The organism is Falsiroseomonas sp. CW058 (genome assembly GCF_050563535.1).
Lineage (GTDB): Bacteria > Pseudomonadota > Alphaproteobacteria > Acetobacterales > Acetobacteraceae > Falsiroseomonas.
The window spans coordinates 12,797-37,678 of sequence record NZ_JBNXUO010000042.1 but is presented as its reverse complement, the minus strand read 5'-3'; the positions used below and the strand labels follow the sequence as shown (position 1 = coordinate 37,678).

The following is a 24,882-nucleotide window of genomic DNA, read 5'->3' as shown; positions in this document are numbered from 1 at the left end:
GGCTCTGGGCCGGGGACGGCGGCGCGCCGCGGCCGGAGATCGGGTTCCTCGGCTTCGATGCCGGCCGCCCTGCGGGCGCCGCCCCGCCGGCCGATGCCGCCCCGCGCCGGCCCGGCCGGGGATAGCGGCAGGGGACGCGCCGCCCCGGCCTATCCCGCCGTGACGCGGGCCGGGACGTGGCGCTGACCTTCCGGGCGGGTGCGCAGCGCATCGATGAGGCCGAGCAGGCGGCGCGTTTCGAAGGGCTTGCGCAGCACGGCATCGAAGCCGGCCTCGCGGCAGCGGGGCTCGATCTCCTCCGGCGCGTCGGCGGTCAGCGCCACGAGCGGCACGCGCGACTGTTCGCCCGGCAGCATCCGGATGGCCGCCGCCACGCCGTAGCCGTCCATGCCCGGCATGTTCAGGTCCATCAGCACCATGTCGAAGCTGGCATTGTGCAGCGCCGCCAGGGCGCGGGCGCCGTCCTCGGTGGCGGTCACGACATGGCCCGCCCGCTCCAGCACGGCCGAGAGCAGCAGGCGGCTGGCGGGCACGTCCTCCGCCACCAGGATCCGCAGCTTGCCGGTCCGCCGCGCGACCGGCGCGGCGCCGGGGCGGAAGGGGATGCGGAAGGCGAAGCGGCTGCCCTTCCCCGGCGTGCTCTCCGCGCCGATCGCGCCCCCCATGGCGGTGACCAGGCGACGGCAGATCGCAAGGCCGAGCCCGCTGCCGCCGAAGCGTCGGGCGGTGTCCGCACCGGCCTGGCGGAAGCGGTCGAAGATGTGGGGCAGCATCTCGGCCGGGATGCCCGCGCCGGTGTCGCTGACCGAGATCTCGACCAGTTCCGGCCGCGGGGTCAGCCGGGCCGCGACCGTGACCTGGCCGCTGCGGGTGAACTTGATGGCGTTGCCGACCAGGTTGGTCACCACCTGGCGCAGCCGCAGCGGGTCGCCGCGGATCCAGCGCGGCAGGCCGGGATCGGCCTCCACCACCAGCGCCAGCCCCTTCTGCTGCGCCAGGCCGCGCAGGATGCCGGCGCAATCCTCCAGCAGGGCGGGCAGGTCGAGGTCGGCATCCTCCAGCTCGACCGCGCCTTCCTCCAGCCGGGCGAAATCCAGCACGTCGCCGATCAGCGCCAGCAGGGCCTGCCCGGCGCGCTGCTGCTGCTCGACCCAGCCACGCGCATTGGGCGGCAGCTCCGCCCGCGACAGCAGGTCGGTGTAGCCGAGCAGGCCGGTCAGCGGCGTGCGCAACTCGTGGCTGACGGTGGCCAGCAGGTCGGCGCGGCGGCGTTCCTGCTTCTCCCGCTCCTCCGCCGCCTGCGTGGCGCGGCGCTGGCGGTCCAGTTCCTGCCGGCGGTGGCGGCCGAGGATGCGCACCGCCACGCTGACGGCGCCCACCAGAGCCGAGAGGCCGAGCGCGACGAGGAGCCAGTTGCGCGCGGTGACCAGGAAGGAACCCTCGGGCGCCGCGACCGCCACCACCCAGCGGGTTCCCGCGACCGGCCGGACGAGGCCGAGCCGGCCGCCTTCGAGGGCTGCCACCTGGCCGGCGGGCGGGGCGGGCCGGAACGCCGCCTCGGGCAGGGCGCCGCTGCCGGCGCGGGCCAGCACGCGCCCCTCCTCGTCCAGCAGCAGCGCCGACCAGCCCTGCGGCACGCCGAGACGGTCCAGCGCATGGCCGAGCGCGAGCGAAGGCAGCACCGCCACCAGCGCGTAGCGCACCGTCCCGCCGATCCGCACCGGCACGCGCAGCGCCACCTGCCCGTCCTGCAGCACGCCGACGGAGGCGCGCCCGGTCTGCAGCACCCCCCGCACCAGGAGGTCGGAAGCCGGCGGCAGCGGCGCATCGCGCGAATGGCGCAGGTTGATGACCTGCCGGTCCGCCTCGACGAGGGCGAGGGTGTACCAGGCCGGCCGCTGGGCGAGCAGCCGCGCCGCCTCGTCCCTGAAGCCCAGCAGGACCCCGAGTTCGAGCCGCGGCGAGGCCGCCAGCGTCTCCAGCGCGCCGAGATCGGCCGCGACCTCCATCTCCACCATCGTCGACAGACCCGCCGCGGTGCGGTTGAGGTCGGTGCGGAGATCGGCGCCGCGTTCGGCCTGGAGGCCGAGGAAGAACACCACCGCATAGGCGACCAGCGGCAGCACCGCCAGCAGCGGCGAGGCGAGGACCAGCAGCGACCAGGCGCGGCTGCCGGCGGGGGAGGCGATGGCCGGCGTCACGGAGGTGGGCAAGCGGGCGGAAACCTCGGGGCAGGACGATGTGAAGGGCGGGCCGGGACCGGACTGACGCCAGGGATGGTATACCACCATGACGTGCATAGTCAGATCAAGCCACCACCCTTCCGCGCATCATTCCGCGGATTCCTTGCCCCCGTCTGATCCTCCGCGCGGCCCGGCGGCGTCACTCCGGCTGGATGCGCGCCGCCGCGACAAGGGCCTGGTTGCGCGGGATCTCGGCGGCGATCAGCTCGGCGAAGGCCTGCGGCGTCTCGGCCAGCGGGGTGAGGCCGACGGCGCCCATGCGCTGCGCATTGGCCGGGTCCGCGCCGGACTGGTTGAGCGCGGCGTTCACCCGCGCGACCACATCCCCCGGCAGGCCGCGCGGCCCCCACAGGCCGCACCAGCCCTCGTACACCAGGTCCGGCCATCCGGCCTCCGCCAGGGTCGGCACGGCGGGCAGCACCGCCTCGCGCCGGGCGGAGGTGACGGCATAGGCCCGCGCGCGCCCGTCGCGCACCAGCGGCAGCGCCGGGCCGAGCGGGGCGATGAACAGGCTGACCGCGCCGGAGACGAGGTCGTTCAGCGCCGGCCCGGTGCCGCGGTAGGAGACGAAGGTCGTCTCCACACCGAGCTTCTGCCACAGCGCCGCGGTGGCGAGCTGCCCGACCGACCCGAGCGAGGAGCCCGCGAAGGAGAAGGCCTGCGGCTGGCGCCGCAGCGCGTCGAGCAGGGCGGCGAGGTCGGGCGGCGGCAGCGCCGCGGCGCCGATCATCACATAGGGGATGGAGACGGTGCGCGCGACCGGCGTGAGGTCCGCGCGCAGGTCGAAGGGCACGTTGCGCTGCACGAAGGGCAGCACGGTCAGCACCTCGTTCGAGTAGAGCAGCGTCCCGCCATCCGGCGCGCTGCGCGCCACCGCTTCCGCCCCCACCGCGCCATTCGCGCCGGACCGGTTCTCGATCACCCAGTTCTGGCCGAGGATCTCCGCCGCGCGGGGCGCGAGGATGCGCCCGGTCAGGTCCGTGGTGCCGCCCGGCGGATAGGGCACGACGAGGCGGATGCTGCGCGTCCCCTGCGCCACCGCCGGGGCCGCGAGCCCCGCCAGGCCGAGCGCGAGCGCGCCACGGCGGGTGATGATGCCTTCCATGTCCGTCCCCTCCTCCCTTCCGCCCGCGTCAGGCGACCTGTCCCCCGCCTGCTTCCAGCAACCTATTCCCCGCCTGCTTCCAGCGACCTATTCCCCGCCCGCTTCCAGCAGCACCAGCTCCGCCCCGTCCTCCACCAGGTCGCCGACGCGCGCGCGAATGGCGGCGACGGTGCCGTCGGCCGGCGCGGTGATGCGCATCTGGACCTTCATAGCCTCCATCACCAGCAGCACGGCGCCGCGCGCCACCGCATCCCCCGGCGCGACGGCGACCGACAGCACGCGGCCCGGCATGGGGGCGAGGATCCGCCCGCCGCCGCCCTCGGCATCGCCCGACGGCGCGCGCGGGTCCACATGGCGCAGGTCCCGCGTCACGCCGTCGAGCGTGACGGACAACGCATCCCCCTCCCGCAGCACCGTCGCGCGGCGCATCCGGCCATCGAGCGCGAAGGACAGCGCGTCGCCGCTCCACGCCACGCCCTCGACTGTCCCCGTGCCGTCCGGCAGGTCGAGCCGCAGCGGCGCGGCGAGGTGCGCGCGCAGCACCAGGCGGCGCGCATCGTCCAGCAGCACCAGGTCCTGCCAGCCCTCGCCGTTCAGCCGCCAGGCGGTGGCGGCGGCCCAGGGCGAATGCGGGTCGGCCGCGTCCGCCGTGCCGCCCGCGTCCCGCAGCAGCCGCAGCGCGGCGGCGGCCAGCGCGGCGCGCGGGGCGGGGACGGCGGGCGGCAGCAGCGACGCCGCGTGGCGGGCGATGAAGCCGGTGTCGAGTTCCGCCGCCGCGAAGGCGGGGTGCGCCAGGATGGCGCGCAGCAGCGCCAGGTTGGTCCGCACCCCCGCGACCGCGGTCCCCTCCAGCCCGCGCAGCAGGCGGCGCCGCGCGCTTTCCCGGTCCGGACCATGCGCGATGATCTTGGCGATCATCGGGTCGTAGTGGATCGGGATGGTGTCGCCCTGCCGCACGCCGGAATCGACGCGCAGCCCATCGGGCAGCGACAGATGCGCCAGCCGCCCGACGGAGGGCGCGAAGTCCCGCGCCGGGTCCTCGGCGTAGAGCCGCACCTCGATCGCATGCCCGTCCAGCGGGACCTGCTCCTGCGCCAGGGGCAGCCTCTCGCCTGCGGCGACGCGCAGCTGCCACTCCACGAGGTCGAGGCCGGTGACCGCCTCGGTCACCGGGTGTTCCACCTGCAGGCGCGTGTTCATCTCCATGAAGTGGAAGCCGTCCCCTTCCGCGATGAACTCGACCGTGCCCGCGCCGACATAGCCGATGGCGCGCGCGGCGTCGCAGGCGGCGCGGCCCATCGCGGCGCGGCGCGCGGCGGTCATGCCCGGGGCGGGGGCTTCCTCCACCACCTTCTGGTGGCGGCGCTGGATCGAGCAGTCGCGCTCGAACAGGTGGAGGACGTTACCATGGCCGTCGGCGAAGACCTGGATCTCGATGTGGCGCGGCCGGGTCAGGTAGCGTTCCAGCAGCAGGCGCCCGTCGCCGAAGGCGGCCGTCGCCTCGCCGCGCGCAAGCGCCACGGCCTCGTCGAGATCGGCGGCGGCGGCGGCCACCTTCATCCCCTTGCCGCCGCCACCGGCGCTGGCCTTGACCAGCAGCGGGAAGCCGATGCGGGCGGCTTCCGCGCGCAGCGTGGCGTCCGACTGGTCCTCGCCGTGGTAGCCGGGCACCAGCGGCACGCCGGCGCGGTCCATCAGCGCCTTGGCCGCCGCCTTGCTGCCCATGGCGCGGATCGCGGCGGGCGGCGGGCCGACGAAGGCGATGCCGGCGGCGGCGCAGGCCTCGGCGAACTCCGCGTTCTCGGACAGGAAGCCGTAGCCGGGATGGATCGCCTCCGCCCCCGTCGCCCGCGCGGCGGCGAGGATGGCGGCGATGTCGAGGTAGCTGTCCCGCGCCGGGGCGGGGCCGATGCGGACGGCGTCGTCGGCCATGGCGACATGCATTGCCCCCGCATCGGCGTCCGAGAAGACGGCCACCGTGCGCAGGCCCATGCGCCGCGCCGTGCGGATCACGCGGCAGGCGATCTCGCCGCGGTTGGCGACGAGGAGGGAGCGGAAGGTCATGTCCGGAAGACCCCGAAGCGCGCGCCGTCGCTCCAGCCCGGCACCGGGTTGTTGCGCGCGGCGGAGAGGCTGAGCGCGAGCACCATGCGCGTGTCCTCCGGCGCGATCACGCCGTCGTCCCAGATGCGGGCGCTGGCATAGGCGGGGTTGCCCTGCGCCTCGTACTGCGCCTCGACCGGCGCCTTGAACGCGGCCTCCTCCGCCGCCGGCCAGGTGCCTCCCTTCGCCTCGATCGCGTCGCGGCGGATCTGCGACAGCACGCTCGCGGCCTGCGGGCCGCCCATGACGGAGATGCGGGCGTTGGGCCACATGAACAGGAAGCGCGGCGAATAGGCGCGGCCGCACATGCCGTAGTTGCCGGCGCCGAAGCTGCCGCCGACGATGACGGTGAACTTCGGCACGCGCGCGGTGGCCACCGCGGTGACCATCTTCGCGCCGTCCTTCGCGATGCCGCCGCTTTCGTATTTTCGGCCCACCATGAAGCCGGTGATGTTCTGGAGGAACACCAGCGGGATGCCGCGCTGGTCGCACAGCTCGATGAAATGCGCGCCCTTCTGCGCGCTTTCGCTGAACAGCACGCCGTTGTTGGCGAGGATGCCGACGCGGTAGCCCCAGATGCGCGCGAAGCCGGTGACGAGCGTGGTGCCGTAGAGCGGCTTGAACTCGTCGAACTCGCTGCCGTCGACGATCCGCGCGATCACCTCCCGCGCGTCGTAGGGCTCCCGCAGGTCGGCGGGCACGACGCCGCCGATGCCGTCGTAGAGCGGCTCGCGCGGCGGGGCGGGGTCGTCCGCGCCGCGGGGCTTGGCGCGGTTCAGCCCGCCGATGATCCGCCGCGCGAGGCCGAGGGCGTGCGCATCGCTCTCCGCCATGTGGTCGGTGACGCCGCTGGTGCGGCTGTGCAGTTCCGCCCCGCCCAGGTCCTCGGCCGTCACCACCTCGCCGGTCGCGGCCTTCACCAGGGGCGGGCCGCCGAGGAAGATGGTGCCCTGGCCGCGGACGATGATCGCCTCGTCCGACATCGCGGGCACATAGGCGCCGCCCGCGGTGCAGCTTCCCATCACCACCGCGACCTGCGGGATGCCCTGCGCGGACATGCGCGCCTGGTTGAAGAAGATGCGGCCGAAATGGTCGCGGTCGGGGAAGACCTCGTCCTGGTTCGGCAGGTTGGCGCCGCCGCTGTCCACCAGGTAGATGCAGGGCAGGCGGTTCTGCTCCGCGATCTCCTGCGCGCGCAGGTGCTTCTTGACGGTGACGGGGTAGTAGGTGCCGCCCTTCACCGTCGCGTCGTTCGCGACGATGACGCATTCGCGCCCGGCAACGCGGCCGATGCCGGTGATGATGCCGGCGGCCGGGATCTCCTCCCCATACATCCCCTGCGCCGCGAGCTGGGAGAATTCGAGGAAGGGCGAGGCCGGGTCGATCAGCGTGCGGATGCGGTCCCGCGGCAGCAGCTTGCCTCGGTCCAGGTGGCGCTTCCGCGCGGCTTCCCCCCCGCCTTCGCGGATGCGGTCCACGGTGGCGCGAAGCTGCGCGACGAGGTCCGCCATGCGGGCGGCATTGGCCCGGAACTCCGGGGATCGCGGATCGGCGGTGCTGGCGATCACGGCCATGGATGCTGCGTTCCCCCTGCCATGGCCGGCATGTCAGCCGGTTGCGCGCAGGAAGTCCAGCAGGCGGCCCCGCGGGGGGTCCCCTTCCCGCAACCCCACCCGGCCGCCACACTCGCCGCGGCCAGAGGGGGACGCAAGCGCATGTGGCAGGCCCGCACCATCATCCACAACGGCATCGCCATGCCCTTCCACGAGGCGCGGATCCACCCCCTCGCGCTCGGCGTCGCCTTCGGGGTCGCGGTGTTCGAGGGCATCCGCGCCTACCGCCATCCGGCGACCGGCGCGTTCAGCGTGTTCCGGCTGGAGGAGCACCTGGCACGGCTGGCGCAGGGGATGAAGGTGATGCGCCTCGCCGACCCGCCCGCCACGGATGTGCTGCGCGCCGCCGTGCTGGAGGTGATCCGCCTGAACGCGCCGGATGACGACGCCTATCTGCGCGTGCAGGTGCAGGTCGAGGCGATGGGGACGATGGCCACCACCGGCCCCGTCGGCTGGATCGCCGCCGCGCTGCCGCGGGAGCGTTCGGCGAAGTTCGCGACGGGGCTTTCGGCCTGCGTCTCCTCCTGGACGCGCATCGCCGACAACGCCATGCCGCCGCGCATCAAGGCCAGCGCCAACTACCATGCCGGGCGGCTGGCCACGCTGCAGGCGAAGGCGGACGGCTACGACAGCGCCATCCTGCTGACGCAGCGCGGCAAGGTGAGCGAGGCCGCCGCCGCCTGCCTGTTCCTGGTGCGGGACGGCGTGCTGGTCACCCCGGACCGGACCAGCGACATCCTGGAGAGCGTGACGCGCGCCACCGTGCTGACGCTCGCCGCCGAACTCGGCATCCCCTGCGAGGAGCGGGAGGTGGACCGGACGGAGTTGTATGTGGCGGATGAGGTGTTCCTCTGCGGCACCGGGCAGGAACTGGTCGCGGTGACGCAGGTGGACCGCCTGCCGGTGGGCGATGGCGCGCCGGGCCCGCTGACGCGGCGCCTGCAGGCGGCCTACGAGGCCGTTGTGCGCGGCCTCACCGAGGCCCATCCGGAATGGCGGACGCCCGTGCCGATGGGCTGATGCCCGGCGCACGAAGTCCCAACCTGCGGCCCGCGCAGCGGGCCGAGCGCCCGAACGGGCGCCGCCGCGAATGCGGCGAAGCCGAGCGCCGGAGGCGCGCTGGCGTCTGAAGCATGACGTGCGTCAGCACGTCATGAGCCCGGAATGCCCCCCATCTCCACCACCAGGTTCAGCGCCGCGTCGCAGGCCGCGCGCGCGCCGGGGGGGATGACGAGCGTGCTCTCCCTCTCCTCCACCAGCGCCGGGCCCTGCACGAGGTCGCCGGGCGACAGCGCGGCCCGGTCGAAGACCGGCGTGTCCAGGAAGGCGCCGTCGAACCAGGCCGGCCGCGCGCCCCTGCGCGCCGCGCCGCCCGCCGGCGCCGCCGCCGCGAGGTCGAGCCGCGGCACCGGCCCGCTGACCGTCACGCGCCAGCCCACGCATTCCACCGCCACGCCCGGCTCGGTGCGGCCGTAGAGCCGCCGGTACTCCGCCTCGAAGGCAGCGCGCAGCGCGGCGCGGTCGGCGCGGTCCAGCGCGGCGGGGTCGATCTCCGCCTCCACCTGGTGGCCCTGGCCGGCATAGCGCATCGCCGCAGCGATGCGCACGGCGCCCTCCGCCACCCCCGCCCCGGCCAGCATGGCGCGGCCCTCCGCCTCCATCCCCGCGACCAAGGCGCGCAGCGCGGCGAAGTCCAGCCGGTCCAGCGCCGCGACCCCGCCGCGCAGGAAGGCGAAGCTGATCGGCGCGGCGAGGAAGCCGAAGGCGGATGCGACGCCCGCTCCCGGCGGCACCACCAGCCGCGCGAGGCCGAGCTTGCGCGCGATGGCGCAGGCATGCACGGGACCGGCGCCGCCGATCGGCACCATCGTGTAGGCGTCGATCCGCCGCGCCTTCTCCAGCGCATGGATCGAGGCCGCCTGCGCCATGCCGTTGTTCACCGTCTCATGCACCGCCCAGGCGGCCTCGACGGCGGAAAGGCCGAGCGGGCGGCCGATGCCGTCCAGCACCGCGCGTTCCGCCGCCGCCGCGTCCAGCGCCATCTCCCCGCCCAGGAAGCTGTCCGCCGCCAGGTAGCCCAGCAGCAGGTCGCAATCCGTCACGGTGGGCTGCGTCCCGCCCAGCCCGTAGCAGGCCGGGCCGGGATCGGCGCTGGCGCTGTCCGGCCCGACGCGGATCAGCCCGAGCCGGTCGACCCGCGCGATGGACCCGCCGCCCGCGCCGATCTCGATCATGTCGATCACCGGCACCTTCAACGGCAGCCCGCTGCCCTTGCGGAAGCGATCCACGCGGGAGACCTCGAAATCCAGGCTGCGCTGCGGCCGCCCCCCGTCGATCAGCGCGGCCTTGGCCGTGGTGCCGCCCATGTCGAAGCAGAGGATGTCCGCCGCCCCCGCCGCCGCGCCGAAGACCCGCGCCGCCTGCACCCCGCCCGCCGGTCCGGACTGCACCAGGCGGATCGGGTGGCGCGCCGCCACCGCCTGTCCCACCGTGCCGCCATCCGACAGCATCAGGAACAGCGGCCCCGCGACCCCCGCCTCGCGCAGGCCCGCGCCGAGCCGCGCGAGGTAGCGTTCGAAGACCGGCTGGACATAGGCGTTGCAGATGGTGGTGGAGCCGCGTTCGTATTCCCCGATCTCCGGCACCAGGTCGGAGGAGAGGCAGATGGTGACGCCCGGCGCCTCCTCCGCGACGATCTCCGCCAGGCGCCTCTCATGGACCGGGTCCTGGAAGGCGTGCAGCAGGCAGACCGCCACCGCCTGCACGCCGGCCGCGCGCAGCGCCCGCGCCGCGTCCCGCGCCGCCGCCTCGTCCAGCGGGGTCAGCACGCGGCCATCGGGCAGCAGCCGCTCCGGCACCTCCAGCCGCAGCCGGCGCGGCACCAGCGGCTCGGGCCGGCGCATGGCGAGGTCGTAGGTGTCGTGGCGCAACTCGGTCCCGATCTCGGGGATGTCGCGGAAGCCGGCGGTGGTGAGGAAGCCGGTCGGCACGCCGCGCCGCTCGATCAGCGCGTTGGCGACCAGCGTGGTGCCGTGGATGACGTGCCGCACCTCCCGCGGGGCGACGCCGTGCCGCGCGAGCAGGCCGCGCACGCCCTCCAGCACCGCCTGTTCGGGGGCCTGGGGGGTGGTCAGCACCTTGCCGTTGAACAGCCGGCCGTCGCGCGTGTCGAGCAGCACGAGGTCGGTGAAGGTGCCGCCGATGTCGACGCCGATGCGCCAGGGCGCGCCCTGCATCAGGCGTAGCCTTCCGCCGCGTCGCGCGCGATCGCCTCGGGGTCGCGCGCGGCGGGCGGGCCGAAGCCGCCGCCGCCCGGCGTCTCGTAGGTCAGCACGTCGCCGGGCTGCAGGACGATGCGCGCCTTGGCGGCCACCGGCTGCCCGTTCACCAGGTCCCGCCCGCCGCGGCCCGGGCCGCCGCCCAGAATGCCGCGGGGCGGATGCTGCACCCGTTCATGCCGGTAGGTCGCCGTCACCGGGCGGTCGCCCACCACCCGGAAGGACAGGCGCTGGCCGAGCCCGCCGCGCATACGCCCCGCGCCGCCGCTGCCCGGGATCAGCGCCTTCTCGGTGATCAGCATCGGCACCGCGTTCTCGAACTGCTCCACCGGCTGCGTCGCCACGTTGGAGGGGAAGGACAGGCAGGACGGCCCGTCATGCGCCGCGGCGGCGCCATGCCCCCCGTTCATGAAGAACATCCGCACGTAGCGCCGGCCATCGGGCTGTTCGCCGGTGAAGTAGACGTTCCAGAGCGGGCTGCCGCTTTCCGCGATGACGCGGTCCGGGATCATGCGGCCGAGCGCGGCGAGGACGAGCATCGGCAGGTAGTGCCCCGTCAGGTGCCGCCCCCAGACCGGCGCGGGCCGGCGCGGGTTGACGATGCTGCCTTCCGGCGCGACGAGCGAGATCGGGCGGAAGCAGCCGTCATTGTTCGGCGTCGCCGGGTCGAAGGCGCATTTCACGGCGTAATTGGAATAAGCCCGCGTGAAGTTCAGCGGCGAGTTCACCGGCCGCGCGATCTGCGGGTCCGTGCCGGTGAAGTCGAGCGTCAGCGCATCGCCGCGGATCGCGAGCCGCAGGCGGATCGTCACGGGATGCTCGAAGCCGTCCGCCGTCACCTCGTCCGTCACCTCGCCGTCGGGCACCGCCGCGATCGCCTCGCGCATCGCGCGTTCGGACCGAGCGAAAATCTCGGCCGACAGCTCGCCGGGGTCCGCGATGCCCTCCTCCGCCAGGATGCGCAGCAGCCGCGCCTCCGCGCCCTCGTACATGGCGAACTGCGCGCGCAGGTCGCCCAGCACCTCGGCCGGCTGGCGCAGATTGGCCTCGAGGAAGGCGACGACATCCTCGTTCTCCTCGCCGCCGCGCAGGATGCGGGCGACGGGGATGGTCAGCCCCTCCTCCCAGCTGTCGCGCGCCTCCACCGAAGGGGCGCCGCCGATGTCGGTGGCGTGGAAGGTACTGCCGATCCAGGCGGCGATGCGGCCGCGCAGGAAGACCGGCTTCACCATGGTGATGTCGTTCAGGTGACCGGTGCCGAGGTAGCCGTCGTTGCTGATCAGCACGTCGCCGGGGCGCAGCGCCTCCGCCGGGCAGCGGCGCAGCATCGCCGCCAGCGTGTGCGGCATGGTGCCGACGAAGCTCGGGACGGAGCGGGAGGATTGCGCGAATTGCCGCCCCGCGCCGTCCATCAGCCCGACCGCCATGTCCCAGTTGTCGCGCACGACGGAGGAGAAGGAGGTGCGGACGAAGGTCTCCGCCGCCTCGTCCATCAGGCCGCCGATGCGGCCCCAGGCGGCGCCGAGGCGAAGCGCGGACAGGCCCGCCACCTCAGCCCCGCAGCGCCTGGAGCTGCGCGGGATAGCCGGCGGGGTCGAGATGCACGTCGATCAGCGACGGGCCCGGCTGCGCGAAGGCGGCGCGCAGCGCGGCGCGGTATTCCGCCGCGTCCGTCGCGACATGGCCGTGCACGCCGAACCCCCGCGCCACCGCCGCCAGGTCCGGCCGCGCCCAGCGCACGCCCGCGGTCGGCAGCTGCCGCTGCTGCTGCTTGATGTCGATCAGCGACAGCGCGGCGTCGTTGAAGACGACCGTGACCAGCGGCGCCCCGGCTTCCGCCGCGGTGGCGAGTTCGCCGGCGCACATCATCAGCCCGCCATCCCCGGTGAAGGCGATGGCGCCGCGCGCCGGGTCGTGCAGCGCGGCGGCGATGCCGGCGGGCAGCGCGAAGCCCATGGTGGCCAGGCCGTTGCTGATCAGCAGGTCGCGCGGCGCCGCGCATTGCCAGAAGGCGGTGGCGGAGAACATGTGCGCGCCCGCATCGACGCTGACCCGCGGCGCGCGCCCCGCGGCGCGGGCCTCCTCCTGCGCGATGGTCACGATGTCGGGCGGCGCGATGCCGCCGCCGCCTGCCCAGGCCAGCGCCGCGAGCGCGGCCGCGCGATGGGCGGCGACCTCCTCCGCCGTCCAGTCGGACCGCGCCGCCAGCGGCAGCAGCGCCCGCAGGGATGCCGCGACCGGCCCGTGCCGCGCCGCGGCGGGTTCGGCATAGCGCACGGGATGCGGGCGCAGCGCGACATCGAGGATCGGCGCGGCGTAGCGCCAGGGCTGCGGGATCAGCTCCACCGGGTCGAGCCCGGCCTGGATGATGAGGTCGGCCGCGCCGACGCAGGCCGCTTCCAGCGTGCCGCCGGTGAAGATGCCGGCATGCAGCGGGTGGGCGTCCGGCAGCACGCCCTTCGCCTTGTAGGTGACCAGCACCGGGCAGTGCAGCGCCTCGGCCAGGGCGAGCAGCGCCGCGGCCGACCCCTCCTCCGCCGCCTCGAGCCCGGCGAGGATCACCGGCCGCCGCGCGGCGCGGAGCAGGGCGGCGGCGTCGCCGCCGTCGGGCGCGGGGGGGGCTGCGGCGCCGGGCGGCTCCGCCACCGGCGGGCGCCGCGCGGCTTCCCCGGTCAGGTCGAGATGCACGGCCCCGCGCGGCGCCGCCATGGCGAGGTCGAGCAGCGCGGCGACGCCGCCCGTCTCGCCGCGGGCATGGCCCTTCACCAGTTCGGCCGTCATGGCGCGCTGGTCGAAGGCCTGGTGGGTGACGAAGGCGGATTGCCGCGCGGTGAACCCGTCCGAGACCAGCAGCACCGGCGCACGTTCCAGCGTGGCGCAGGCCAGCCCGTTCAGCGCATTCGCCACCCCCGGCCCCTTGGTGGTCAGCACCACGCCGGGGGCGCCGGTGAGTTCGGCGTCCGCCACCGCCGCCATCGCCGCCGCGCCCTCGTGCCGGGCGAGGACGAAGGAGAGGCCGAAACGCGGCGCGGCCTCCACCAGGTCGAGCGAGGAGCCGCCGCCGGGCACGCCCCAGATGCGGCGCGTGCCGCGGCGGGCGAGTTCCGCCAGCAGGGCTTCCGCCATCGTCCTCGCCTGCACGCCGCCGTCTGGCATGGCCATCCTCCCGCCCGGAACTTGTCCGGACTTATGCCGGGGCGGGGTCGCGGCGTCACCCCCGGCATGTCGTCCGTGTCGGCGCCGCGTCACACGCGAAACCCGAATCCCGGCCGGCGCGACACCACGGCGAAACGCGGCTGCGCGACAAGCCGCGCCAACACCCGAACGGAGGATCCGACCATGTCCCGCCTGCCGCTGTTCTTCCTCGTCGCAGCCGCCGCCTGCCTCGTCGCGGGCGTCACGCTCGGCATCGGCATGGGCATCGCGCACGACTTCCAGCTCGCCCCCGTGCATGCGCACACCAACCTGGTGGGCTGGACCTCGCTGTCGCTGATGGGGCTGGTGCACCGCACCTATCCCGAGCTGTGCCTGAACCGCACCGCGGCGCTGGCGCAGTTCGGCATGTCCACCGCCTCCGCCCTCGCCTTCCCCTTCGGCATCTACCTGGCCGTGGTCCATGGCCAGCCGGCGCTGGCGATCGCGGCGGGGCTGGTGTGGATGGCGGGCGCGGTGCTGTTCCTGGTGCGGCTGGTGCTGCTGGCCATCGGCCGGGCGCCGCGGCGCCTGCCCCTGATGCAGCCGGCCGAGTAACCCGGCGCCAGCCCCCAGGACCGCCCGGCGCCCCGCGCCCGCCCCGGAATGCCGGGGCGGGCGCTTGCCGATTCCGGTTGACGGAGGTGGCAGAAATCGATTTCCATCACCCCGATCACGCGCGGCAAGCTGCGGATCCGGAGGAAACGAGCATGTACCGTCACCCCCTTCCCGGGCGGCGTGCCCTCATGGCCGGCACCGCCGGCCTGGCACTCGCCGCCGCCAGCGCCGGCGCAGCCAGGGCGCAGCAGGCGCGGCGGGTCGATCTCTGGCATGTCTTCAACATCGACACGGACATGATCCACCCGGCGATCCGCGCCTTCAACGCGGCCAATGCCGACCTCCAGATCGAGCCGCGCGTCGTCCCCCTGCCGCAGATCGCGCCCGAGATCACCCGCGCGGTGGCCACCGGCGCCGTGCCGGACCTGATCACCGGCAGCAACGAACAGGTGGTGGCGCTGGCCGCGCAGGGCGTGCTGGACGACATCACCGACCATGTCCGCGCCAGCGCCTCGATCCAGTGGGACAGGATCTATCCCGGCCCGCGCGCGACGGGCACCTACCGCGGCCGCATCTTCGGCGTGCCGCGCGCGGTGAACACGCTCGCGCTCTACTGGAACCGCGACGCCTTCGCCGAAGCCGGGCTGCCCGACCGCGCGCCCACCACCTGGGCCGAGACGATGCAGTTCGCCGAACGCCTGACCAGCCCGCAGCGCAACCGCTTCGGCTTCAACTTCTCCGCCATCCAGACCGAGGAGGGGACCTTCCAGTTCCTGCCCTGGCTGCAGATGGCCGGCGCGTCCGTCGCCACCCTCGACAGCCCGGGCGCGGTGGAGGCGCTGACCTACTGGGTCACCATGGTCAACCGCGGCTTCGCCAGCCGCGACGTGCTGACGATGCGGCAATACGAGGTCGCGAACACCTTCATGTCGGGCAATGCCGGCATGATCGTCACCGGGCCCTGGGACCTGCCGCGCATCGCGCAGGGCAGCCGCCACCGCTGGGCGGTCGCGCTGCTGCCGGTCCACCAGGACCGCAACATCCGCGCCAGCGCGCTGGGGGACTTCCTGTTCTGCGTCCCGAAGGGCGCGCGCAACCGCGCCGGCGCGCTGCGCGTGCTGGACCACATGCTTTCGGACGCGACGCTGGCCAATGCCTGGGCCGGCGGCCGACTGCCGCCCCGCCCCGGCCTGGTCCGCAACGCCGAACACCCCGAGGCGCTGGCGGTGTTCGAGGAGCAGATGCAGTTCGCCCGGATGCGCGGCCCGCACACGCGCTGGCCGGAGATCAGCCGCCCGATCCAGACCGCCATCCAGGAAGCCATCACCGGCCGCGCCACGCCGCAGCAGGCGCTGTCCCGCGCGGCGCAGGCGGTGAACGCCATCCTGGCGCGCGAACCGCTGCTGGATTCGTGACCGGATGAGCCTCGCCCGCGGCATCGCCGCGCCCATCCCCGCCATCCGCCCGCTGCCGCGGCGCGCGGCGGCGCTGGACCGCGAATCGGTGCATGTCTGGGCGGCGATGGCCGCGGTCGGGTTCCTGGCCTTCTTCATCGGCTATCCGATCCTGGCCAACTTGGTGATCAGCCTGCAGGAGGTCACGCTCGGCAACATCGCGTCCTGGGACCGGCCCTTCGTCGGGCTCGACAACTACCGCGAGGTGATCGCCGACCCGACCTTCCGGGGCGTGGTGTGGAACACGCTCGTCTTCACGGCGGCGAATGTCCTGCTGTCCTGCCTGCTCGGGCTCGCGCTCGCGCTGCTGTTCGACCTCGGCTTCCCCGGCGCCGCCTTCCTGCGCGGCGTGCTGCTGCTGGGCTGGATCCTGCCGCCGATGGTGGTGGGGGCGGTCTTCAAGTGGCTGATGGCGACCGATGCGGGGCTGTTCAACGCGCTGGCCGGCACGCGCATCCACTGGCTGTCCGACCCCGACATGGCCCTGGTCTCCGTCACGCTCGCCAATGTCTGGTACGGCACGCCCTTCAGCATGATCCTGATCGCGGCAGGCCTCGCCGGCGTCCCGCAGGAGCTGTACGAGGCCGCGGCGATCGATGGCGCGGGGCGCATCCGCCGCTTCTTCCGCGTCACGCTGCCGATCCTGATGCCGACGCTGCTGGCCGTGCTCGCGCTGTCCACCGTCTACACGCTGCGCGTCTTCGACCTGATCTGGACCATGACGCGCGGCGGGCCGGTGGATTCCACCAACATCCTGCCGCTCTGGTCCTTCCTGAACAGCTTCGAGCTGTTCCGCTTCGGCCCCGGCGCGGCGCTCGCCACCATCTCGCTCGGGCTCGTGCTGGTGGTGGGGCTGCTCTACATCCGCAGCCTGCGGTCGGAGACGCGGCTCTGATGTTCGGGCGGCTGGAACGCAACCGCTGGCTGACGCTGCTGGCCACGGCGCTGGTGCTTGCCTGGCTGTTCCCGGTGTACTGGATGTACGTCTCGGGCTTCAAGACCTCGGCCGAGATCATGCGCGCGCCGCCCACGCTGTGGCCCGAGGCGCCGACGCTCGACGCCTTCCGCTACGTGCTGGAGAGGGAGAACCTGGCCCGCGCGCTGGGCAACAGCCTGGTCATCGCGGGGGGCGCCACGGCGCTGGCGCTGCTGCTCGGCACCGCGGCGGCGCATGCGCTGGCGCGGGTGCATGCGGGCTGGGCGGCGGCAACGGTGCTGGCGATGCTGCTGGTGCAGGTGCTGCCGCCGGCGCTGCTGGCGACGCCCTTCTTCATCATCTTCCGCCAGATGGAGATCATCAACACCCACGCCGCCGCCATCCTGGCCAACGCCACGCGGCTGCTGCCCTTCGTGGTCATCATCCTGCGCCCCGTCTTCGCGCTGATCCCGAAGGAACTGGAGGAGGCGGCGCGCGTGGACGGCTGCACGCGGCTCGGCGCCTTCCGCCGCGTCACGCTGCCGGTGGCGCGCGGGCCGGTGCTGGTGGCGGCGGCGCTGTCCTTCATCCTCGCCTGGGGGGACTTCGCCTACGGCGTCGCGCTGATCCAGTCGGCCGAACGCCAGCCCGCCACCGTCATCCTCTACGGCTTCGTCGGCGGCGAATTCGCCGACTGGCAGAACGTGATGGCCTTCTCCGCCCTGTTCGTCACGCCGATCGTCCTGCCCTTCCTGCTGCTGCAACGCCAGATCGTCCGCGGCCTGACCGCGGGCGCGATCAAGTGAGGGAGCACCCGATGCTGACCGACACCCAGCTTGCGCAGTTCCGCCGCGACGGCTTCCTCGGCATCCCCGGCTTCTGGTCCGCCGAGGAGGTCGCCGCCATGCGCGCCGAGCTCGACCGGCTGAAGGCGGAAGGGATGCTGCGCAACGTCGCCACTGACGGCGCGAAGGCGAACCTCCAGGTCACCGAGACCTGGAAGGTCAGCCCGCTGTTCCGCGCGGCGGCCCTGCAGCCGAAGGTCGCGGCGCTGACCTCCGCCCTCCTCGAAGGCGGGCCGGTCTTCCAGTATTTCGACCAGATCTTCCTGAAGCCCGCCCGCAGCGGCGCGCCGACCAACTGGCACCAGGACAACCACTACTTCAAGCTGCCCGACCCCTCGATGGCGGTCGGCGTCTGGACGGCGGTGCACCCCGCCACCGTCGCCAACGGCACGATGCGCTTCATCCCCGGCGCGCATCTGGCGAACCTGCCGCACCGCCGCGATCCCGACAGCGACCATCACTGGCGCTGCGACCCGGACGACGCGCAGGCCGTGCCGGTGGAACTGCCGGCCGGCGGCGTCGTGGTCTTCACCTACGGCTCGCCCCACGCCACCGGCCGCAACGACACGGACGCCGAACGCGCGGGCTTCGCCATGCACTTCGCCCATGCCGAGAAGGGGCGCACGCGGGAAGTCCACCTGAACCGCAGGGGCGAGCCGATGGACTACACCCCCGGCCGCGCCGGCCGCCCCTTCGTCGCCGGTCCGCAGGCCACCCACGGCGCCGCCGAATACGGCGAGGACCAGCGCGCCGCCTGGCGGCGCCTCGTGCAGCCGAGGGCCGCGGCATGACGCGCGGGGAGATGCGCGAGGCCTGGGCGCGCGACGGCATCTTCACCGTCCCGGACCTGCTGACGGCCGCCGAGGTCGCGACGCTGAAGGCCGAGGCCGCGGCGATCTGCCGCGGCGAACGCGGCGCCGTGGACGGCCTGCCGGAGGACCGCGGCGGCACCGATGACGAGGTGACGGCCCGCTGCCTCGCCATCCATTTTCCGCACAAGCTGAGTCGCCTGGTGCGCGACACCTGCGCCCATCCGCGCATCGTGGAGGTGCTGCGGGAGGTGATCGGGCCGAACGTCAAGGCGATGCAGACGATGATGTTCGTCAAGCATGCCGGCAAGCCGGGCCAGGCCTGGCACCAGGACGAGAACTTCATCCCGACGCGCGACCGCAGCCTGGCCGCGGCCTGGATCGCGCTGGACGACGCGACGGTGGAGAATGGCTGCCTCTGGGCGCATCCCGGCTCGCACCGGTCCGGCGTGCTGTGGCCCGACGCCGCGCATGGCGATGCCCGCTTCGATGCGGTGAAGGAGGCGACGTCCTTCCCATATCCGCGCGAAGGCGGCGTCGCGCTGCCGGTGCGCGCGGGCGGCGTGGTGTTCTTCCACGGCCACCTGCTGCACCGCAGCCTGCCCAACGTGACCAGGGCGGGGTTCCGCCGCGCCCTCGTCACCCACTACATGAGCGCGGAATCGCTGCTGCCCTGGGACATGGGCGGGCGCATCCCCGCCACGAAGGACATGCGCGACATCCTGATGGTGGCCGGCGAGGACCCCCATGCCCACAAGGGCGTCGCCGACATCGCCCGCCCCTTCGTCCGCGCGGAGGCCGGCGCCACCGCCTGGCGCGCGCCGGCCATGTCGTGACCCGCAGCGGAGCCCCTGCTTGACCCCCATCCACACCGAGGAGGCCGGCGGCCTCGTCTGCCGCTTCGCCGGCGAGGTTCTCCGCATCGAGCCCTGGGGCCCGGACGCGCTGCGCATCCGCGCCCGCCCCAACGCGCGCGACGTGCTGCCCGGCCGGGTGGAGGTGCTGCTGCCGCCCGCGCCCGGCGCGGCCGCCACGGTCGCCATCGCGGGCGAGACGGCGCGCATCACCCATGGCCGCATCGCCGCCGAGATCCGCATGCAGATCCGCCTCGGCGCCGAGGTGAAGCGCGAGCCGGTGCTGCGCATCTTCCGCGCCGACACGGGCGAGACGCTGCTGGAGGAGGCGCGCGGCCACTTCGCCGGCCCCGCCCCGCGCGCCTTCAAGGCGATCGCCGGCGATTCCTGGCGGCTGGAGGCGAGCTTCGCCGCGCAGGAGGGGGAAAAGCTCTACGGCCTCGGCCAGCCGCAGCATGGCTGCCTCGACCTCAAGGGCGTGTCCACGACCCTGGTGCAGCAGAACACGCATGTGGTCATCCCCTTCGTGCTCTCCTCCCGCAACTACGGCTTCCTCTGGCACAACCCGGCGACGGGGCGGGCGGAATTCGCGAGGAACATCACCCGCTGGACGGCGGACGCGACCGCGCAGCTCGACTACTGGATCACCGCCGGCGACGGGCCGCGCGACATCCTGTCGCGCTACGCCGATGCCACCGGCCATTCGCCCGCCTTCCCCGGATGGGCCAGCGGCTTCTGGCAGTGCAAGCTGCGCTACCGCACGCAGGAGGAGCTGCTGTCGGTCGCGCGGGAGTACAAGGCGCGCGGCCTGCCCCTGTCCTGCATCGTCATCGACTTCTTCCACTGGACGCGCATGGGCGAATGGAAGTTCGACCCAGCCGAATGGCCCGACCCGGATGCGATGATGGCGGAGCTGCGCGCCATGGGCGTGGAGACGATGGTCTCCATCTGGCCCACCGTGCAGTCGAACGCCGAGACCTGGTCCGAGATGCGGGAAGCCGGCTTCCTGATGCGGACCGAGCGCGGCGCGCCGGTGACCAACGTGTACCCGGACAAGCACCCGCTGGCGCTGCACTACTGCACCTACTACGACGCGACCAACCCCGATGCGCGGCGCTATGTCTGGGGCAAGGCGCGCGACAACTACGTGAAGCACGGCATCGCCAATTTCTGGATCGACAGCTGCGAGCCGGAACTGCGGCCGAACCACCCCGAACAGGTGCGCCTCGCCCTCGGCAACGGGGCGGAGGTGCTGAACGCCTATCCCCACCTGCACATCCAGGGCTTCCGCGAGGGGCTTGTGGAAGCCGGCCACCCGGACGGGGTGCTGCTGGTGCGCAGCGCCTGGGCGGGCAGCCAGAGGCACGGCGTCATCCTGTGGTCGGGCGATGTCTGGTCCACCTGGCGCGACTTCCGCGCGCAGATCACGGCGGGGCTGCATGCGGGCCTGTCGGGGCTGGGCTGGTGGACCACCGACATCGGCGGCTTCTACGAGGGCATCGGCAAGGATGCGGGCTTCCGCGAATTGCTGGTGCGCTGGTTCCAGTTCGGCGTCTTCTCCCCGGTCTGCCGCCTGCACGGCTTCCGCGTGCCGGACGAGCTGCCGCTGCCGAACGACGGCGTTCCAACCTATGGCGACGACACCTTCCGCATCTTCACCGCGACCGGCGGCGCCAACGAGGTCTGGTCCTACGGCGAGGCGCTGGAGCGCATCTTCGTCGACCTGCTGTTCCTGCGCGAGAGGATGCGTCCCTACATCATGGCGCAGTTCGCCGAGCATGCGCGCAGCGGCGCGCCGGTGATGCGGCCGCTGTTCTTCGACTTCCCCGCCGACCCCGCCTGCTGGGACGCGGCCGATTCCTACATGCTCGGCCCCGACCTGCTGGTGGCGCCGGTGGTGGAGCCGGGCGCGACCGCCCGCCCCGTCCACCTGCCGGCCGGCGCGCGCTGGCGCTGCGCCTGGACCGGGGCGGAACACCCGGGCGGACGGTGCATCGTGGCCGAGGCCCCGCTCGACCGCATCCCCCTCTTCCTGCGGGACGATGCGGTGCTACCCATCACGGCATGAAGCTCCGCGACTTCGCCGCCGCCATCGGCCTTGCCCCCGGCACCGTCAGCCGGGCGCTCAACGGCTATGCCGGGGTCAGCGCCGGGACGCGCGCGCGCGTGCTGGCCGAGGCGGAGCGCCTGGGCTACCGGCCGGACCGGCTGGGCCGGATGCTGCGGACGGGGCGGAGCGAGACGATCGGCGTCCTGCTCTCCCCCCCGCAGGGCGGCTTCAACAACCCCTTCTTCGTGGACTGGCTGGAAGGCATCGACCGCGCGCTCGCCGCGACCCCCTTCACCATGATCGTCACCGCCGCCCACAGCGCCGCGGACGAGATGGCGCGCCTGGCGCGGCTGACCGCGACGATCGGCGTGGAAGGCGTGCTGTTCGCCCGCACCCGGCGCGAGGACCCCCGCATCGCCTTCCTGGAACGCGAGGGCGTGCCCTTCGCGACGCTCGGCCGCACCGCGGCGACCTGCCCGCATCCCTGGGTGGACATCGACCACGCCGTGGTGGGGCGGGAAGCGGCACTGCGGCTGGCCGCGCGCGGCCACCGCCGCATCGCGCTACTGAACACGGCGGAGGAGCTGATGTACAGCCGCCACGCGATGGACGGCTTCCGCGAGGGGCTGCGCCAGGCCGGGCTCGACCCCCGCGCCGCGCCCGTGCTGCACGACGCGCCGACCGAGGCGGGCGGCGAGGCCGCGATGCGCGCGCTGCTCGCCCGCCCCGGCCCACGGCCGACCGCGCTGCTCTGCGGCAACGACCTGATGGCGGCGGGCGCGATGCGGGCGCTGGCCGCGGCCGGGCTGCGGGCGGGCGCCGACATGGCGGTGATCGGCTGCAACGACCATCCGATGTGCACCATGCTCGACCCGCCGCTCACCTCCTTCACCGCGCCGGTCGGCCATGCGGGGGAACGCTGCGCGCGGCTGCTGCTCGACCTGCTCGGCGGCGCCGCGCCAGTGGCGGAGCTGATCGCCCCGCGCCTGGTCGCCCGCGCCTCCGACCCGCCGCTGGCGGAGCTGCGCGCGGCATGACCTTCCTCGGCATCGACCTCGGCACCTCCGCCGTGAAGGCGGTGCTGCTGGACGCCGGCGGCGCGGTGCTGGCGCAGGCGCAAGCGCCGCTCGACCTGTCGCGCCCCCGCCCGATGTGGAGCGAGCAGGACCCGGCGGCCTGGTGGCGCGCGACCGGCGCAGCGGTGGCGGGGCTGGGGCCGGCACGGGCGGCGGTGCGCGGCATCGGACTGTCGGGGCAGATGCACGGCGCGGTGCTGCTGGACGCCGCGGACCGCGTGCTGCGCCCGGCGATCCTGTGGAATGACGGGCGCAGCCACGCCGAATGCGCGGCGCTCGACCCCGCGGCGCGGCGCATCGCGGGCAACCGCGCCATGCCGGGCTTCACCGCGCCGAAGCTCGCCTGGGTGCGGACGCATGAGCCCGCGGTCTGCGCCGCCACGCGCCGCGTGCTGCTGCCAAAGGACTGGCTGCGCCTCGGCATGACCGGGGAGGCGGTGTCGGAGATGTCGGACGCCGCCGGCACGCTCTGGCTCGACGTCGCGGCCCGCGCCTGGTCGGCGGAGATGCTGGCGCTGTGCGGGCTCGCGCCCTCGCACATGCCGCGGCTGGTGGAGGGCAGCGCCGTCTCCGCCACGCTGCGCGCCGACGTGGCGCGGGACTGGGGGCTGCCGCCCGGCATCCCGGTGGCGGGCGGCGCGGGCGACAACGCGGCGGGCGCGGTGGGCATCGGCTGCATCGCGCCGGGGCAGGGCTTCGTCTCGCTCGGCACCTCGGGCGTGGTCTTCGTGGCGGATGCGGCGCCGCTGCCGGACCCCGACCGGACGGTGCACGCCTTCTGCCACGCCCTGCCCGGGCGGTGGCACCGCATGGCGGTGATCCTGTCGGCCGCCTCCGCCCTGGGCTGGGCCGCCCGCGCGCTCGGCGCGGCGGACGAGGCGGCGCTGCTGGCGGAGGTGGAGGCGGCGGGCGCGGCGGCAGCCAACCGCGTGACCTTCCTTCCCTACCTGTCGGGCGAGCGGACGCCGCATGACGACCCCGCCGCCGCCGGCGTCTGGTTCGGCATGGACGGCGCGACGACGCGCGCCGACCTCGCCCGCGCCGTGCTGGAAGGCGTCGCCTTCGCGCTGGCCGACGGGCTGGATGCGCTGGAGGCGCGGGGCGGGCGCATCGCGGCGCCGTCGGTCATCGGCGGCGGGGCGCGCAGCGCGCTGTGGGGCCGCATCCTCGCCACCGCGCTCGGCCGCGACCTGGCCTTCCGCGCGGGCGCCGAGATCGGCCCCGCGCTCGGCGCCGCGCGGCTCGCGATGCTGGCCTGCGGCGCGGCGGAGGCGGAGGTCTGCACGGAGCCCCCGGTCGCGCGGCTCCAGCCGCCCGAGCCCGCGCTGGCCGAGGGCCTCGCGCGCCGCCGCGCGGTCTTCCGCGCGCTCTACCCCGCCCTGAAATCCCGCTTCGCGGAGTCCGCGACATGAGCACGATCTTCGACGCGATCCCCCCCATCCCCTTCGTGGGCGAGGAGGGCGAGGCCGAATGGGGTTTCCGCGCCTGGCAGCCGGACCGGATGGTGGAAGGCCGGCGCATGGCGGACTGGCTGCGCCCCGCCGTCGCCTACTGGCATTCCTTCTGCGCCACCGGCGCCGATCCCTTCGGCGCGGAGACGATGGACCGCCCCTGGTTCCGCACGGCGGATCCCATGCAGGCGGCGCGGCAGAAGGCGGAAGCCGCCTTCGCCTTCATGGAACGCCTCGGCACCCCCTTCTTCTGCTTCCACGACCGCGACATCGCCCCCGAAGGCGCGACCCTGCGCGAGAGCAACGCGATGCTCGACGCCATGCTCGACGTCGTGGCGGGACATATGCGGCGCAGCGGCATCCGGCTGCTCTGGGGTACCGCCAACCTGTTCAGCCATCCGCGCTACATGGCCGGCGCCGCCACCAACCCGGACCCCGACGTCTTCGCCCATGCCGCCGCGCAGGTGAAGCACGCGCTGGAGGCGACGCATCGGCTGGGCGGGGAGAACTACGTGCTCTGGGGCGGGCGGGAAGGCTACGACACGCTGCTCAACACCGACCTGGCGCGGGAGGATGCGCAGCTCGGCCGCTTCCTGTCCCTGGTGGTGGAGCACAAGCACCGCATCGGCTTCCGCGGCACGATCCTGATCGAGCCGAAGCCGATGGAGCCCACCAAGCACCAGTACGACCGCGACGTCGCCACCGTGTACGGCTTCCTCGCGCGGCACCGCCTGCTGGGCGAGGTGAAGGTCAACATCGAGGCGAACCACGCGACGCTGGCCGGCCATTCCTTCGAGCATGAGGTGGCGCTCGCCGCCGCGCTCGGCCTCCTCGGCTCGGTCGACATCAACCGCGGCGACCCGCAGAATGGGTGGGACACCGACCAGTTCCCGAACAACGCGCAGGACCTGTCGCTGGCGATGCTGGAGGTGATGCGCGCCGGCGGCCTCGGCAGCGGCGGCTTCAACTTCGACGCCAAGGTGCGCCGCCAGTCCTTCGCGGCGGAGGACCTGGTGCACGCCCATGCCGGCGGGCTGGACACGCTGGCTCGCGCGCTGCTGATCGCGGCGCGCATCCGCGCCGACGGGCGGCTGGACCGAGCGCGGGCCGGGCGCTACGCCGGCTGGGACGCGCCGGAAGGGCGCGCCATCCTCGACGGCGGGATGAGCCTCGCCGCGCTGTCCGACCGCGTGCTGGAAGGCGGCGTCGACCCCCGGCCGCGCAGCGGCGGGCAGGAGAGGCTGGAGAACCTGGTGGCGCAGCTCGCGCGGTAGCGCCTGATCCGCGAAGGCGGAACGCCGGAGCGGCGACCCAGCCGCTGGGACAAGGGCTGCG

18 protein-coding genes are annotated in these 24,882 nt (G+C 74.1%); 11 read left to right on the top strand and 7 right to left on the bottom strand.

Going from position 1 to position 24,882, the window contains the following annotated elements:
* Positions 1–149: 149 nt before the first annotated feature.
* From ACK8OX_RS22890 to ACK8OX_RS22875, 4 genes are all read right to left on the bottom strand, one after another.
* Entirely contained in the window at positions 150–2,213 is a 2,064-nt protein-coding gene (locus ACK8OX_RS22890; protein ID WP_430666583.1) for an ATP-binding protein, read from the bottom strand.
* A 169-nt stretch (positions 2,214–2,382) separates the two neighbouring features.
* Positions 2,383–3,348 (bottom strand): Bug family tripartite tricarboxylate transporter substrate binding protein, encoded by a 966-nt coding sequence (locus ACK8OX_RS22885; protein ID WP_430666582.1) that lies wholly within the window; start codon positions 3,346–3,348, stop codon positions 2,383–2,385.
* Positions 3,349–3,435: 87 nt separating this feature from the next.
* On the bottom strand, positions 3,436–5,412 hold the full coding sequence (locus ACK8OX_RS22880; protein ID WP_430666581.1) for an acetyl/propionyl/methylcrotonyl-CoA carboxylase subunit alpha: 1,977 nt from the start codon (positions 5,410–5,412) through the stop codon (positions 3,436–3,438).
* Positions 5,409–7,025, bottom strand: a complete 1,617-nt coding sequence (locus tag ACK8OX_RS22875; RefSeq protein ID WP_430666580.1) for a carboxyl transferase domain-containing protein — start codon at positions 7,023–7,025, stop codon at positions 5,409–5,411. The genes ACK8OX_RS22880 and ACK8OX_RS22875 overlap by 4 nt, the downstream gene beginning before the upstream one ends.
* A 141-nt stretch (positions 7,026–7,166) precedes the next feature.
* On the opposite strand from ACK8OX_RS22875, the gene ACK8OX_RS22870 reads away from it, so the two are divergent.
* A complete protein-coding gene (locus tag ACK8OX_RS22870) occupies positions 7,167–8,084 on the top strand; it encodes an aminotransferase class IV (RefSeq protein ID WP_430666579.1) in 918 nt (305 codons plus the stop codon).
* 131 nt (positions 8,085–8,215) lie between these two features.
* Here the strand turns inward: ACK8OX_RS22870 and ACK8OX_RS22865 are convergent, their stop codons facing one another.
* From ACK8OX_RS22865 to ACK8OX_RS22855, 3 genes are read right to left on the bottom strand one after another with little or no spacing between them, the layout of a single operon-like run.
* On the bottom strand, positions 8,216–10,300 hold the full coding sequence (locus ACK8OX_RS22865; RefSeq protein WP_430666578.1) for a hydantoinase/oxoprolinase family protein: 2,085 nt from the start codon (positions 10,298–10,300) through the stop codon (positions 8,216–8,218).
* A complete protein-coding gene (locus tag ACK8OX_RS22860; RefSeq protein ID WP_430666577.1) occupies positions 10,300–11,892 on the bottom strand; it encodes a hydantoinase B/oxoprolinase family protein in 1,593 nt (530 codons plus the stop codon). The genes ACK8OX_RS22865 and ACK8OX_RS22860 overlap by 1 nt, the downstream gene beginning before the upstream one ends.
* Before the next feature lies 1 nt (position 11,893).
* Positions 11,894–13,498, bottom strand: coding sequence for a thiamine pyrophosphate-binding protein (locus ACK8OX_RS22855; protein ID WP_430666576.1), 1,605 nt, complete (start codon positions 13,496–13,498; stop codon positions 11,894–11,896).
* A 183-nt stretch (positions 13,499–13,681) separates the two neighbouring features.
* Here ACK8OX_RS22855 and ACK8OX_RS22850 point away from each other — a divergent pair, with 183 nt between their 5' ends.
* The 10 genes from ACK8OX_RS22850 (at position 13,682) to xylA (ending at position 24,821) form a co-directional block, all read left to right on the top strand.
* Complete coding sequence (locus ACK8OX_RS22850; RefSeq protein ID WP_430666575.1) at positions 13,682–14,092, top strand: hypothetical protein; 411 nt, start codon at positions 13,682–13,684, stop codon at positions 14,090–14,092.
* A 152-nt stretch (positions 14,093–14,244) separates the two neighbouring features.
* Positions 14,245–15,507, top strand: a complete 1,263-nt coding sequence (locus ACK8OX_RS22845; protein WP_430666574.1) for an ABC transporter substrate-binding protein — start codon at positions 14,245–14,247, stop codon at positions 15,505–15,507.
* Positions 15,508–15,511: 4 nt separating this feature from the next.
* Positions 15,512–16,441: a carbohydrate ABC transporter permease gene (locus ACK8OX_RS22840; RefSeq protein WP_430666573.1), complete on the top strand. Its 930-nt coding sequence runs from the start codon at positions 15,512–15,514 to the stop codon at positions 16,439–16,441.
* On the top strand, positions 16,441–17,268 hold the full coding sequence (locus ACK8OX_RS22835) for a carbohydrate ABC transporter permease (RefSeq protein WP_430666572.1): 828 nt from the start codon (positions 16,441–16,443) through the stop codon (positions 17,266–17,268). Before ACK8OX_RS22840 ends, ACK8OX_RS22835 begins: the two co-directional genes overlap by 1 nt.
* 11 nt (positions 17,269–17,279) lie before the next feature.
* Positions 17,280–18,098, top strand: a complete 819-nt coding sequence (locus ACK8OX_RS22830) for a phytanoyl-CoA dioxygenase family protein (protein ID WP_430666571.1) — start codon at positions 17,280–17,282, stop codon at positions 18,096–18,098.
* Positions 18,095–18,952 (top strand): phytanoyl-CoA dioxygenase family protein, encoded by an 858-nt coding sequence (locus tag ACK8OX_RS22825; RefSeq protein WP_430666570.1) that lies wholly within the window; start codon positions 18,095–18,097, stop codon positions 18,950–18,952. Before ACK8OX_RS22830 ends, ACK8OX_RS22825 begins: the two co-directional genes overlap by 4 nt.
* Positions 18,953–18,971: 19 nt before the next feature.
* Positions 18,972–21,038 (top strand): glycoside hydrolase family 31 protein, encoded by a 2,067-nt coding sequence (locus ACK8OX_RS22820; protein ID WP_430666569.1) that lies wholly within the window; start codon positions 18,972–18,974, stop codon positions 21,036–21,038.
* The gene (locus ACK8OX_RS22815; protein WP_430666568.1) at positions 21,035–22,057 is read left to right on the top strand and encodes a LacI family DNA-binding transcriptional regulator; all 1,023 of its coding nucleotides are present in this window, start codon (positions 21,035–21,037) and stop codon (positions 22,055–22,057) included. The genes ACK8OX_RS22820 and ACK8OX_RS22815 overlap by 4 nt, the downstream gene beginning before the upstream one ends.
* Positions 22,054–23,508 carry a xylulokinase gene (gene xylB, locus ACK8OX_RS22810; RefSeq protein ID WP_430666567.1) on the top strand — a complete coding sequence of 485 codons (1,455 nt, stop codon included), beginning with the start codon at positions 22,054–22,056 and terminating at the stop codon, positions 23,506–23,508. The genes ACK8OX_RS22815 and xylB overlap by 4 nt, the downstream gene beginning before the upstream one ends.
* Positions 23,505–24,821: a xylose isomerase gene (gene xylA, locus ACK8OX_RS22805; RefSeq protein WP_430666566.1), complete on the top strand. Its 1,317-nt coding sequence runs from the start codon at positions 23,505–23,507 to the stop codon at positions 24,819–24,821. Before xylB ends, xylA begins: the two co-directional genes overlap by 4 nt.
* Positions 24,822–24,882: the final 61 nt, after the last annotated feature.

Excerpts from the sequence above, each read along its gene's own strand:
- ACK8OX_RS22830 (WP_430666571.1), top strand. The coding sequence starts at position 17,280 with ATGCTGACCGACACCCAGCTTGCGCAGTTCCGCCGCGACGGCTTCCTC.
- xylB (WP_430666567.1), top strand. The coding sequence starts at position 22,054 with ATGACCTTCCTCGGCATCGACCTCGGCACCTCCGCCGTGAAGGCGGTG.
- ACK8OX_RS22875 (WP_430666580.1), bottom strand. The coding sequence starts at position 7,025 with ATGGCCGTGATCGCCAGCACCGCCGATCCGCGATCCCCGGAGTTCCGG.
- ACK8OX_RS22835 (WP_430666572.1), top strand. The coding sequence starts at position 16,441 with ATGTTCGGGCGGCTGGAACGCAACCGCTGGCTGACGCTGCTGGCCACG.
- ACK8OX_RS22815 (WP_430666568.1), top strand. The coding sequence starts at position 21,035 with ATGAAGCTCCGCGACTTCGCCGCCGCCATCGGCCTTGCCCCCGGCACC.
- ACK8OX_RS22870 (WP_430666579.1), top strand. The coding sequence starts at position 7,167 with ATGTGGCAGGCCCGCACCATCATCCACAACGGCATCGCCATGCCCTTC.
- ACK8OX_RS22885 (WP_430666582.1), bottom strand. The coding sequence starts at position 3,348 with ATGGAAGGCATCATCACCCGCCGTGGCGCGCTCGCGCTCGGCCTGGCG.
- ACK8OX_RS22840 (WP_430666573.1), top strand. The coding sequence starts at position 15,512 with ATGAGCCTCGCCCGCGGCATCGCCGCGCCCATCCCCGCCATCCGCCCG.
- ACK8OX_RS22845 (WP_430666574.1), top strand. The coding sequence starts at position 14,245 with ATGTACCGTCACCCCCTTCCCGGGCGGCGTGCCCTCATGGCCGGCACC.
- ACK8OX_RS22850 (WP_430666575.1), top strand. The coding sequence starts at position 13,682 with ATGTCCCGCCTGCCGCTGTTCTTCCTCGTCGCAGCCGCCGCCTGCCTC.
- ACK8OX_RS22865 (WP_430666578.1), bottom strand. The coding sequence starts at position 10,300 with ATGCAGGGCGCGCCCTGGCGCATCGGCGTCGACATCGGCGGCACCTTC.
- ACK8OX_RS22880 (WP_430666581.1), bottom strand. The coding sequence starts at position 5,412 with ATGACCTTCCGCTCCCTCCTCGTCGCCAACCGCGGCGAGATCGCCTGC.
- ACK8OX_RS22825 (WP_430666570.1), top strand. The coding sequence starts at position 18,095 with ATGACGCGCGGGGAGATGCGCGAGGCCTGGGCGCGCGACGGCATCTTC.
- xylA (WP_430666566.1), top strand. The coding sequence starts at position 23,505 with ATGAGCACGATCTTCGACGCGATCCCCCCCATCCCCTTCGTGGGCGAG.
- ACK8OX_RS22855 (WP_430666576.1), bottom strand. The coding sequence starts at position 13,498 with ATGCCAGACGGCGGCGTGCAGGCGAGGACGATGGCGGAAGCCCTGCTG.